The sequence below is a fragment of the Leisingera sp. S132 genome (genome assembly GCF_025144465.1).
Classification (GTDB): Bacteria; Pseudomonadota; Alphaproteobacteria; order Rhodobacterales; family Rhodobacteraceae; genus Leisingera.
In genome coordinates, this window is the sequence record NZ_CP083553.1 from 66,943 (window position 1) to 77,500 (window position 10,558).

11 protein-coding genes and 1 tRNA gene (1 of these 12 cut by a window edge) are annotated in these 10,558 nt (G+C 62.5%); 5 read left to right on the top strand and 7 right to left on the bottom strand.

Annotated features, from left to right (window positions below; genetic code table 11):
- Nucleotides 1-94: 94 nt before the first annotated feature.
- Both ykgO and K3725_RS00320 read right to left on the bottom strand, forming a co-directional pair.
- Nucleotides 95-220 (bottom strand): type B 50S ribosomal protein L36, encoded by a 126-nt coding sequence (ykgO, locus tag K3725_RS00315; RefSeq protein ID WP_005648635.1) that lies wholly within the window; start codon nucleotides 218-220, stop codon nucleotides 95-97.
- Nucleotides 221-298: 78 nt separating this feature from the next.
- Nucleotides 299-373 (bottom strand) — tRNA-Val (locus K3725_RS00320).
- Between the two features lie 163 nt (nucleotides 374-536).
- Between K3725_RS00320 and K3725_RS00325 the strand changes: the two genes are divergently transcribed.
- The gene (locus tag K3725_RS00325; RefSeq protein ID WP_260016927.1) at nucleotides 537-1,397 is read left to right on the top strand and encodes an N-formylglutamate amidohydrolase; all 861 of its coding nucleotides are present in this window, start codon (nucleotides 537-539) and stop codon (nucleotides 1,395-1,397) included.
- Nucleotides 1,398-1,408: 11 nt separating this feature from the next.
- Here the strand turns inward: K3725_RS00325 and K3725_RS00330 are convergent, their stop codons facing one another.
- The gene (locus K3725_RS00330; RefSeq protein ID WP_260016928.1) at nucleotides 1,409-2,662 is read right to left on the bottom strand and encodes a DNA polymerase IV; all 1,254 of its coding nucleotides are present in this window, start codon (nucleotides 2,660-2,662) and stop codon (nucleotides 1,409-1,411) included.
- 89 nt (nucleotides 2,663-2,751) lie between these two features.
- Here K3725_RS00330 and K3725_RS00335 point away from each other — a divergent pair, with 89 nt between their 5' ends.
- Nucleotides 2,752-3,174, top strand: coding sequence for an NUDIX hydrolase (locus tag K3725_RS00335; RefSeq protein WP_260016929.1), 423 nt, complete (start codon nucleotides 2,752-2,754; stop codon nucleotides 3,172-3,174).
- Nucleotides 3,175-3,572: 398 nt separating this feature from the next.
- Here the strand turns inward: K3725_RS00335 and pyrF are convergent, their stop codons facing one another.
- Entirely contained in the window at nucleotides 3,573-4,289 is a 717-nt protein-coding gene (pyrF, locus tag K3725_RS00340; RefSeq protein ID WP_260016930.1) for an orotidine-5'-phosphate decarboxylase, read from the bottom strand.
- A gap of 339 nt (nucleotides 4,290-4,628) precedes the next feature.
- Here pyrF and clpB point away from each other — a divergent pair, with 339 nt between their 5' ends.
- Nucleotides 4,629-7,247: an ATP-dependent chaperone ClpB gene (gene clpB, locus K3725_RS00345; RefSeq protein ID WP_260016931.1), complete on the top strand. Its 2,619-nt coding sequence runs from the start codon at nucleotides 4,629-4,631 to the stop codon at nucleotides 7,245-7,247.
- 62 nt (nucleotides 7,248-7,309) lie between these two features.
- Here clpB and K3725_RS00350 read toward each other — a convergent pair whose 3' ends face one another.
- Nucleotides 7,310-7,591: a twin-arginine translocation signal domain-containing protein gene (locus K3725_RS00350; protein WP_260016932.1), complete on the bottom strand. Its 282-nt coding sequence runs from the start codon at nucleotides 7,589-7,591 to the stop codon at nucleotides 7,310-7,312.
- On the bottom strand, nucleotides 7,591-7,881 hold the full coding sequence (locus K3725_RS00355; RefSeq protein ID WP_260016933.1) for an antibiotic biosynthesis monooxygenase: 291 nt from the start codon (nucleotides 7,879-7,881) through the stop codon (nucleotides 7,591-7,593). Before K3725_RS00355 ends, K3725_RS00350 begins: the two co-directional genes overlap by 1 nt.
- Before the next feature lie 173 nt (nucleotides 7,882-8,054).
- On the opposite strand from K3725_RS00355, the gene K3725_RS00360 reads away from it, so the two are divergent.
- Entirely contained in the window at nucleotides 8,055-8,945 is an 891-nt protein-coding gene (locus tag K3725_RS00360) for an AraC family transcriptional regulator (protein ID WP_260016934.1), read from the top strand.
- Nucleotides 8,946-8,961: 16 nt separating this feature from the next.
- Here the strand turns inward: K3725_RS00360 and K3725_RS00365 are convergent, their stop codons facing one another.
- Entirely contained in the window at nucleotides 8,962-9,525 is a 564-nt protein-coding gene (locus K3725_RS00365; RefSeq protein ID WP_260016935.1) for a hypothetical protein, read from the bottom strand.
- A 196-nt stretch (nucleotides 9,526-9,721) separates the two neighbouring features.
- Here K3725_RS00365 and msrP point away from each other — a divergent pair, with 196 nt between their 5' ends.
- A protein-coding gene (gene msrP, locus K3725_RS00370) for a protein-methionine-sulfoxide reductase catalytic subunit MsrP (protein WP_260016936.1) crosses the window boundary here: on the top strand, nucleotides 9,722-10,558 show its 5' portion. Its footprint extends 69 nt past the window's final position; only the first 837 of its 906 coding nucleotides appear in the window; the start codon lies at nucleotides 9,722-9,724; its stop codon lies off the right edge, out of view.

Consider the following 10,558-nt stretch of genomic DNA (forward strand, 5'->3'; position numbering starts at 1 on the left):
GCTCCTGCTTTTTCAATGCCAGTCGAAGCAGACTCCCAAACGCAAAAAAACCGCATCGGATGATGCGGTTTTCTGCATGTCGCTGTGGCGGATCTTAGCCCTGGCGCGCTTTGAACTTGCGCTGGGTCTTGTTGATCACGTACACGCGGCCTTTACGGCGCACAACCCGGCAATCGCGGTGCCGGTTCTTCAGCGAACGGAGCGAGTTCTTGACCTTCATGGTCTCTCTCCTTGTCTGCGGCGCGAACCAGCGCCTGGGTTAGCGGGTGCTTGGGCCGGAGCCGAAGCAATGAATGAATGGTGGGCGATACAAGGATCGAACTTGTGACCCCTTCGATGTCAACGAAGTGCTCTACCGCTGAGCTAATCGCCCACTCTGGCCTGCGCTGCGTTCCGGCCCCTTAGAAGTGAAAGGGGCGCGGGGTGCCGCGCCGGTGAGGGGGTCTATAAATAGAGTCGCCGGGGTGCGCAAGAGCTTTTGACCGCAGAAATTTCCGCGATATGCTGTTTCTTGCACAAGAAGCACCGGAGCAAGGATGCCTGATACAGCGTTTTCCGTGATTTCCCCGCAGAAACTGGCCTCGGCGGTGGTTTTTGCCTCTCCGCACAGCGGCACGGACTATTCCGATTCCTTTCTGGCACAATCGATTCTGGGGCGGACGGAGATCCGCAGTTCGGAAGACGCCTTTGTCGATCAGCTGTTTCAGGCGGCGCCGGAGTTCGGGGCGCCGCTGCTGAAGGCGCTGAAACCGCGCGCCTATCTGGATCTGAACCGTTCGCCGGATGAGCTGGATCCGGCGGTGATTGAGGGGGTGCAGAAGCGCGGCCAGAACCCGCGGGTGGCCTCCGGCCTGGGGGTGATTCCGCGGGTGGTGGCCAATGGCCGGGCGATCTACAGCGGCAAACTGCCTTTGGCGGAGGCAGAGCGGCGGATCCGCACATGCTGGCATCCCTATCACCAGGCGCTGAAAGGCCTGCTGGATCAGGCGCACGCGCAATTCGGGCAGGCGATTCTGGTGGATTGCCATTCGATGCCGCATGAAGCCGTCGACGCGATGGCCCCGCGCGGTGCGGGCAAACCCGAGATCGTGCTGGGGGACCGTTTCGGGGCGGCTGCGGATGGCGGCGTCGTGGACCGGATCGAGGCGGCCTTTGCCGTCGCCGGGCTGCGCGTGGCACGCAACACGCCCTTTGCTGGTGCCTATATTGCCCAGACTTATGGCCGCCCGTCGCGGCGCCAGCATGCGGTGCAGATCGAGATCGACCGGGCGCTGTACATGGATGAGGCCAGCATCCGCCCCAATGCGGACTTTGATGCGCTGCAGACGCTGCTGAGCCAGGTGGTGGCGGAAATCGCATCCATCGGGCGGGAGGAACTGCCGCTGGCTGCAGAATAGCGGCGTCCCGTTCAGCGCAGGGCGCGGCCCTTCAGGATCGCGCCGTCTCCGAATCTCCTGCGGATGGCGTCGGTGGCGCGTTCGGCTTCTGCCCGCTTGCCTGCATTCGGGTCCAGCAGGTCACCGCTGTCGTCTGCCTGCGATTCGGACACCAGGTCTGAAATTCCGCAGCCCAAGAGCCGGTAGGGGCCCTCGTTGCCGACCTGATCCAGCAGGCTGCGGGCGGTGCGGTAGATGCGGTCGGCAATCTGGGTCGGGCTGCGCAGGGTGACGCGGCGGGTCAGCGCCGAATGGTTGGCGCGTTTCAGTTTGAGCGTCACCACCCGGCCCGCCAGTTCCCGCGCCTTGGCCCGGTCAGACACTTTCTCTGCCAGCCGCCACAGGTGGCCGTCGAGCACCTCCGGGCAGGCGGTATCCTCAAAGAAGGTGGTCTCATTGGAGATCGACTTGACCGGGGCATGGGCTGAGACCCGGCGCCGGTCCTGGCCGCGGGCCAGGTGCCAGAGGCGGTCGCCCATGGAGCCGAAGCGGCTGTGCAGTGCCTCGCGGTCCCAGCGCAACAAGTCGGAGAAGGTTCTGATGCCGGCCTTGTCCAGGCTTTCCTGAGCAGCCGGGCCGATGCCCCAGATCAGCCGCACCGGTTTTTCGCGCAGGAAATCGTTCGTCTCCGCTTTGCCGATCACCGAGAACCCGCGCGGCTTGTCGAGATCGGAGGCAACCTTGGCTAGGAACTTGTTATGGGAAAGGCCGATGGAGCCGGTGACGCCCAGCTCATCCTTCATGCGCTTGACCAGACGGGCCAGCATCAACGCAGGCGGCGCACCATGCAGTTTTTCGGTACCGGTGAGATCCATGAACGCCTCGTCCAGCGACAGCGGTTCCACATCCGGGGTCAGCTCATTCATCATCTTGCGGATCTCGCGGCTGACCTCGACGTAGACATTCATCCGCGGCTTGATCACCACGGCATCGGGACAGAGCTTCAGCGCCTGAAACATCGGCATGGCGGATCGCACCCCGCGGACGCGGGCAATGTAGCAGGCGGTAGAAACCACGCCGCGCTTGCCGCCGCCGATGATCACCGGCTTGGCCGCCAGCTCAGGATTGTCGCGTTTTTCGACGCTGGCATAAAAGGCATCGCAATCCATATGGGCGATGGTGAGGGAGAACAGCTCCGCATGCGCCTTGATCCGCGGGCTGCCGCAATGGGGGCAGCGCCGGGCGGGAGGAATCTGGCTGAGGCAGTTTCGGCAGAGGGCGTGCATGGGTACGGCGGGTTAAGGTCGTGGATGGGCAAGTCTAACTTGCAGCGCAGGCCTTGTCTTTAGCGTGCCGGAGGACCAAGTGACAGATCATGACAACAGCAGGCGAAGATTTTGCCGGCGCAAAGCTGGCAGTGTTTCTGGGACAGGATCTGCTGGTCATCCAGCGCGATGACAAGCCGGAAATTCCCTATCCCGGTTATTGGGATCTGCCAGGCGGCGGGCGTGAGGCAGATGAAAGCCCGGCGTCCTGTGCGCTGCGCGAAACGCGCGAAGAGGTCGGGCTGGTCCTGAGGCCGGAACTGCTGATTTGGTCGAAGGCCTACCAGCGGCCGCACGGGCGGGTCTGGTTCTTTGCCGCGCATCTGCCTGCCGAGACTGTCAGCGCGGTCCGGTTCGGAAACGAGGGGCAGGGCTGGGCGCTGATGGCGCCAGAGGCCTATTGCGCGCACCCCTTGGCAGTGCCTCATTTTGCGGACCGGCTGCGCGAATATCTTGCGGTGCGGGCTGTGTGACTGTGCTCTGAAAAGAAAGATCCCCCGCTGGTATGCGGGGGGAAAGGTGACGGGTCTCAGGAAGAAAAGCCCGTCTGGGGAGTGTCTCAAGATGAGAATCTCCCACATGGAACAGTTTCGCAAAGTTTGCGGCGGCAAGTGTTGGCAGCGGGTCCTCCGGGTGTGCTTTTTGAGGCACAGGACGATTTGGCGCAGAAATTGCCCCGGCGGCGGGTTTCGTCAGCGAAATGAGCGGCTTGACGCAACGTCATTGCCGGCCGGCGGGAGGTCAGGTCCGGAAATAGTGCACTTGCCGCACATTTTTCTTTCTGCCTAAAATTTAGGCAATCGGATGAAGGGAGGACACGCGGCAAGGCAATAGAGCCGTTGCTGCCCTTGCTGGAAATGGCTTGGCGTCTCTACGCTTTTGCGCCTGCCAGTTCCGCCAGGATGGACTCTGCTGCGGCGCGGGGGCTGTCTGCCTTCCAGATCGGGCGGCCCACCACGATATGGTCAGCGCCGTCTGCAATCGCTCTGGCCGGCGTCGCGACGCGTTTCTGGTCGCCCAGATCGGCGCCAGCCGGGCGCACGCCCGGAGTGACGATCAGCTTACCCTCAGCCTCGGGCAGGGCGCGGATCAGCGCGGCCTCCTGCGGGCTGGCGATGACGCCGTCGGCGCCGGCTGCAAAGGCGTTGCCTGCGCGTTCCAGCACCAGATCCTGCACAGCGCCGGCCTTGATCAGCGCGCCGTCCAGATCCTGGCGGTCCAGCGAAGTCAGGATGGTGACAGCGAGAATCTTGAGGTCCTTGCCCGCGGCACCTTCCTTAGCTGCGCGCACTACATAGGGGTCGCCATGCACGGTGAGGAAGTCGAGGTCGAATTGCGCCAGGCCCCGCACCGCGTTTTCCACGGTGGCGCCGATGTCAAAGAGCTTCATGTCGAGGAAGATGCGCTTGCCGTGCTCCTGCTTCAGCTCATTGGCCAGCGCGAGGCCGCCGCCTGTCAGCATGCCAAGGCCGATCTTGTAGAAGGAGACCGCATCGCCCAGCTGCTCGGCGAGCTTCAGCCCGGCCAGCGCATTGGGGACATCCATGGCAACAATCAGGCGGTCGTCGGCACGCGGGGCTTGGGTCATGGCGGGGTCCTTATGTGGCGGGTTCGGCAGGAAACTGGCGTTTCATACGCAAGGGGCTGTGGTTGAGCAAGGCACAGCGGGACGCTCCCGCAGCCGAAGATGCCCCTGCAGGCCATTTTGCGGCTTTTGGGCCCGGCGCCGCGCTAGCGCACGGCGCGGCTGCGCCTGGGGTGCCGTCCGGGCATAAAGTTGACGCAGGTCAGGGATTTGCTCACCTTTTCCAGCGAATATGGGTTGAAGCGGCGGGATCGCTTCCCAAATTGAACCTTGAGGCCCAGACCGGGGCGTGCCGCATAGCGGGCGCTGCCAATAACAGGGCGCTTGATAAAGGAGAGCAAGATGGACTTGAACAAGTTCACAGAGCGTGCACGCGGTTTCGTGAAGGCGGCGCAAACCATTGCGATGCGCGAGGGGCACCAGCGACTGGTGCCGGAGCATATTCTGAAAGCTTTGATGGATGACGATCAAGGGCTGGCGAGCAACCTGATCTCCCGCGCGGGCGGGGTGCCGTCGCGTGTCGTGGAGGCCGTCGAGGCTGCAGTTGCCAAACAGCCCAAGGTGAGCGGCGATGCGGCCCAGGTCTATCTGGACGGGCAGACCGCCAAGGTGCTGGATGAGGCCGCCAAGATTGCCGAGAAGGCAGGCGACAGCTTTGTGCCGGTCGAGCGTCTGCTGATGGCGCTGTGCATGGTGAAGTCCAAGGCGAAGGATGCTTTGGAGGCCGGGGCTGTCTCTGCGCAGAAGCTGAATGAAGCGATCAACGATATCCGAAAGGGACGCACGGCTGACTCGGCAACTGCCGAAGAAGGCTATGACGCGCTGAAAAAGTATGCCCGCGACCTGACCGAGGCGGCCCGCGAGGGCAAAATCGACCCGATCATCGGGCGGGACGAGGAAATTCGCCGCTCAATGCAGGTGCTGAGCCGCCGAACCAAGAATAACCCGGTGCTGATTGGTGAGCCGGGCGTGGGTAAGACCGCAATTGCCGAAGGCATGGCGCTGCGCATCATCAATGGCGATGTGCCGGAGAGCTTGCGCGACAAGAAGCTATTGTCGCTGGATATGGGCGCGCTGATTGCCGGTGCGAAGTACCGCGGTGAATTCGAGGAGCGCCTGAAGGCGGTGCTGACCGAAGTCACCGAGGCTGCGGGCGAGATCATCCTGTTCATCGACGAGATGCACACGCTGGTCGGTGCGGGTAAATCTGACGGCGCGATGGATGCGGCCAACCTGATCAAGCCGGCCTTGGCGCGCGGTGAGCTGCACTGCGTCGGTGCGACCACGCTGGATGAATACCGCAAATACGTGGAGAAGGACGCAGCCCTTGCCCGCCGGTTCCAGCCGGTGATGGTGACGGAACCGACGGTGGAGGACACCGTATCGATCCTGCGCGGCATCAAGGAGAAGTATGAACTGCACCACGGTGTGCGCATTGCCGATGCGGCACTGGTGGCAGCGGCGACGCTGTCGAACCGCTATATCACCGACCGTTTCCTGCCGGACAAGGCAATCGACCTGATGGATGAGGCGGCCAGCCGCCTGCGGATGCAAGTGGACAGCAAACCGGAGGAGTTGGATGCGCTCGACCGGCAGATCCTGCAGATGCAGATTGAGGAAGAGGCGCTGAAGCTGGAAGACGATGCCGCCTCCAGGGACCGGCTGGAAAAGCTGCAGAAGGAACTGGCTGAGCTGCAGGAACAGTCCGCTGAGATGACCGCCCAGTGGCAGTCGGAGAGGGACAAGCTGGCCTCGGCCCGCGACCTGAAGGAACAGCTGGACCGCGCCCGTGCCGAACTGGACATTGCCAAGCGGGAGGGCAACCTCGCCAAGGCAGGGGAGCTTTCCTATGGCGTCATTCCGGGGCTGGAGAAGCAGCTGGCCGATGCCGAAAGACAGGAAGAGCAGGGGCTGATGGTCGAGGAGGCCGTGCGGCCCGAGCAGATCGCAGCCGTTGTCGAGCGCTGGACCGGTATCCCGACCTCCAAGATGCTGGAGGGTGAGCGCGAGAAGCTGCTGCGCATGGAAGATGAGCTGCACCGCCGGGTGATTGGCCAGAACGCCGCCGTCACTGCGGTGGCCAATGCGGTGCGCCGGGCGCGCGCGGGGCTGAATGACGAGAACCGTCCGCTGGGCTCTTTCCTGTTCCTTGGGCCCACTGGTGTCGGCAAGACGGAGCTGACGAAAGCGGTGGCGGGTTTCCTGTTCGACGACGAGCACGCGATGGTGCGCATCGATATGTCGGAGTATATGGAAAAGCATTCCGTTGCCCGGCTGATCGGCGCGCCTCCGGGCTATGTCGGCTATGACGAGGGCGGGGCGCTGACCGAGGCCGTGCGCCGCCGACCCTACCAGGTGGTGCTGTTCGACGAGGTCGAAAAGGCGCATCCGGATGTGTTCAACGTGCTGTTGCAGGTGCTGGATGACGGCGTGCTGACCGATGGACAGGGCCGCACGGTGGACTTCAAGCAGACGCTGATCGTGCTGACCTCCAACCTTGGCGCGCAGGCGCTGAGCCAGTTGCCGGAAGGCGCTGATGCGTCTGACGCGCGGCGTGATGTGATGGACGCGGTCCGGGCGCATTTCCGGCCCGAGTTCCTGAACCGTCTGGATGAGACCATCATTTTTGACCGGCTGGCGCGCGCCGATATGGACGGCATTGTCGAGATCCAGCTGGCACGGCTGCTGAAACGGCTTGCGGGACGCAAGATTGCTTTGGAGCTGGACGAGGCTGCCAAGACATGGCTGGCGGATGAGGGCTATGATCCGGTGTTCGGTGCCCGGCCGCTGAAACGGGTGATCCAGCGTGCGCTGCAGAACCCTCTCGCGGAAGCTCTGCTGGGTGGTGAGATCAAGGATGGCGACACCGTGCCGGTCTCGGCTGGCAGCGATGGGCTGATCATCGGTGACCGGCTGGGGATGTCGGACCGGCCCCGGCCCGATGATGCCGTGGTGCATTGAGGGTGGAAAAACAGAAAGGCCCGCTGATGACAGCGGGCCTTTTTGGTCTTTCGAGTGATGCGCTACAGCTCCAGGCGGCGCAACCCGGTGTGCGAACACCGCCCCACCAGGATCAGGCAGCAGTCCTCCCCCGCCAGAACCAGTTGGCTGACCGAACCCGGGCTTTGGCGCAGTTCCTTTAGCTTCCCGGCTACACAGGCCGCGCCGGGTTTGACCAAACGGAAACGCACTTCAGCCGTGGAATCCGCTGTTGCAAAGGAGGGAAGTATGCCGATTGCCGCAGTGGTCATTGCGGTGCGGGCCATGAAGTCCCGGCGCGTAAGGCCGGCAAAGCTCTCCGGCATCAGATTACCAGCCTCTTGAAATACTGCACCTTCGGCGGCGCTGTCATGAACGAGGCCAATTGCGCCAGAACGCCATTATCGGTGATCGCCTGGATATAGGCGGCATGATGTTCCTTGGAGAGCCATTCCTCGACGATCAGCAGGCCGCGTGTCTCCGCCTCATAGTAGACTGTGACAGACAGGGCGCCGTCAAAGCCGCGCACCGCTGGCAATCGTTCGGCCAGAAAGGGTTCAAGTTTGCCAAACTGTCCTTCGGCCACTTCCATTTCAAGCGTTACCCAAATGCTCATCGGGGTCTCCTTTTCATCTTTTGGTGACCCGCTCTTTGCCTGCAGCGCCCTGCCTCCGCTAACGCAACCTGATCAAAGATATTGCAATCGGATCAGAAACTCTGATTAGTTTGCCGCATGTGCAAAAAAGCAATTGCCCGCGGTCTGAACAGATCAACCTGTGGAGCAGCCGCGTGACCCGGACACAGAACAAGCTGATTGTGATCCCTGAGGCTTTGGCCGCCTTTTCCTTTACCCGGGAAATTCTGTCGAGCAGGCATGGGCGGCTGATGCACAAGGTATTGCACGCAGATTTGCGTGAACTGGAACTTGTCTGCAGCGAAGTTTGCGTCTGTTATTTGCTGAAAGGGCGCGAGCGGTTTTTTGAAGCCGGGGGAGTCTGCACCGAAATCCGGGCCGGCGAACTGATTATCATTCCGCCGAATGTACGGTTGCAGTCGGATTTCCGTTGCCAGGACGGCCCGCTCGAGGCGATGATGATCTTCTTGTCCCCGGTGCTCGTCGGTGAAATGCTGACTCGCTTGGGCGGCGGGCAAGAGGATGCGCCCGCTGGTCTTGAAACCATTCCGGCAAGCCAAAACCTGGCAGCCTTCATGAGCGGGCTTGTGGCGGTGTACGACAGCTTGCAGGTGGATGCGGACCTAGCGCGCCTGAAACTGGTGGAGCTGATAATGCTGCTTGCGCTGCTGCATGGCCGCGGCAGGGTGGCCAATACGCTTGCAGGCAGCCTGAGCACGCGGCACCGCCGCTCGGTCGCCCATGTTGCCAAGGCTTTTCAGGACCACGATCTGCGCACTGCAGATCTTGCTGCGCTTTCGGGGCGTTCTGTGCCCACCTTTAACCGGGAATTCCGGCGGATCTTCGGAGTGTCACCCGCGAAGTGGCGCAAGCAGCGCCGGCTGGATCAGGCCAGGAAGATGCTGGAAAGCACAAACGATGCAGTCACGAGTATCGGCTTGGAGGCAGGCTATGAAAGCGCATCCAATTTCATCAGCGCTTTCAAGAAGGAATTCGGGCTGACGCCTGGTCAGTTCAGGGCAGCTGCCTCGGGTGCGGAGCATTAGCGGCGCGGCAGGCTGCTCACCCCGCCGCTTCCTTGGCCATCCGCCGCTCATACTTCCGGCGCAAAACCTTCAGGCGGGGTTCCCAGTCATACCGGGGATCCTCGGTGGTGGCCGACCAGTAGAGCTTGCCGCCATAGCGCCAGGGGTCGAGCACGATGCCCTCGTAAATGCCGCCGCCCTTGGCTGCGATCACCGCAGTGGAGTGATCGATGCGGAACTCGTTCTTCGGCTCGGCAATGGCGCGCAGCATCGTCAGCGTCCGGAAGTTCTCCTGGTTGAGGCGGGCTTGCATGTCCTCGGCGTAATGCACGCAGATGCCGCGCGCCTTGACGCCGCTGTTCACCAGCGTGTTGTGGATGATCGGCGAGGTGGTGACATCATATTGCTCGGCCAGCCGCGCAGAGTGGTTGTAAGCAATCTCGGCCGCGCGGCGGGCCTCTGCCGGGTCCACCTGCGGGTCCATGGATTGCAGCGCCAGCGCCAGCTCCTCAACATCGTTCCTGGTGGCAGAAGGCGCGCTGGCGCAGCCTGCCAGGGCAGCGGCAGCCAGCATTATCAGCGGTGCAATAAGGGATTTCATGGTGATCTGCCCGGTCTGGTTTCCGTTTCCGGCCAGCATAAGGGTTTCGCCGCCGGGGTGAAGCGGGGAAATTGCGGTGGGATGGCTGCGGCAGGGATACGTTACAGTCCTCTCGCGCAGTCGTGACAGGATATGTTTTGGGTTTTGCATCCAAGGCCGTTACCTCAAGGGGGGCTATTTTAATCAGGAGACGCAGATGGCGCGCCGCTGGAACAATAATTTGACCCTTGCTGACAGCACCCCGGAGGCGGCGTTCTGGAACCGGCGCCAAATGATGGCGCGGCTGGCGGGCACCGGGCTGGCAGCAGCGCTGGGCAGCCGGGCGAAGGCAGAGGAGGGGCTGGAGCCCAACAGCTGGGAAGAGGTGACGAGCTACTGCAATTTCTACGAATTCGGCACGGGCAAGAGCGACCCCTCGGCCTATGCCGGCCGGATGACCACACAGCCCTGGAGCGTGAAGATCGACGGTCTGGTGGACAATCCGGGCGACTATTCCATTGAGCAGATCCTGGGGGAGATGACGCTGGAGGAGCGCATCTACCGCTTCCGCTGTGTCGAGGCCTGGTCGATGGTGGTTCCCTGGCAGGGATTTGAGCTGGCCGACCTCCTGAACATGGCAGGCGTGCAGGATGAGGCCAAGTACGTTGCCTTTGAAACCCTTTACCGCCCGTCGGAGATGCCAGGCACCGCCTACAAGGTGCTGGACTGGCCTTACCGCGAAGGCCTGCGCCTGGATGAGGCGATGCACCCGCTGTCGATCATGGCGACCGGGATCTTCGGTAAGCCGCTGCCAAACCAGAACGGCGCGCCACTGCGGCTGGTGGTGCCATGGAAATACGGCTTCAAGTCGATCAAGTCGGTGGTGCGGATCACATTAACCGACGAGGAACCGCCCACCAGCTGGAACATGGCCAACCCGCGCGAGTACGGCTTCTACAGTAATGTGAATCCCAATGTCTCGCATCCCCGCTGGAGTCAGGTCAGCGAACGCCGCATCGGCGGCGGTCTGTTTGCCAAGCGTCAGCCGACGCTG

Excerpts from the sequence above, each read along its gene's own strand:
- pyrF (WP_260016930.1), bottom strand. The coding sequence starts at position 4,289 with ATGACCCAAGCCCCGCGTGCCGACGACCGCCTGATTGTTGCCATGGAT.
- clpB (WP_260016931.1), top strand. The coding sequence starts at position 4,629 with ATGGACTTGAACAAGTTCACAGAGCGTGCACGCGGTTTCGTGAAGGCG.
- K3725_RS00325 (WP_260016927.1), top strand. The coding sequence starts at position 537 with ATGCCTGATACAGCGTTTTCCGTGATTTCCCCGCAGAAACTGGCCTCG.
- ykgO (WP_005648635.1), bottom strand. The coding sequence starts at position 220 with ATGAAGGTCAAGAACTCGCTCCGTTCGCTGAAGAACCGGCACCGCGAT.
- K3725_RS00355 (WP_260016933.1), bottom strand. The coding sequence starts at position 7,881 with ATGAGCATTTGGGTAACGCTTGAAATGGAAGTGGCCGAAGGACAGTTT.
- K3725_RS00330 (WP_260016928.1), bottom strand. The coding sequence starts at position 2,662 with ATGCACGCCCTCTGCCGAAACTGCCTCAGCCAGATTCCTCCCGCCCGG.
- K3725_RS00365 (WP_260016935.1), bottom strand. The coding sequence starts at position 9,525 with ATGAAATCCCTTATTGCACCGCTGATAATGCTGGCTGCCGCTGCCCTG.
- K3725_RS00335 (WP_260016929.1), top strand. The coding sequence starts at position 2,752 with ATGACAACAGCAGGCGAAGATTTTGCCGGCGCAAAGCTGGCAGTGTTT.
- K3725_RS00350 (WP_260016932.1), bottom strand. The coding sequence starts at position 7,591 with ATGCCGGAGAGCTTTGCCGGCCTTACGCGCCGGGACTTCATGGCCCGC.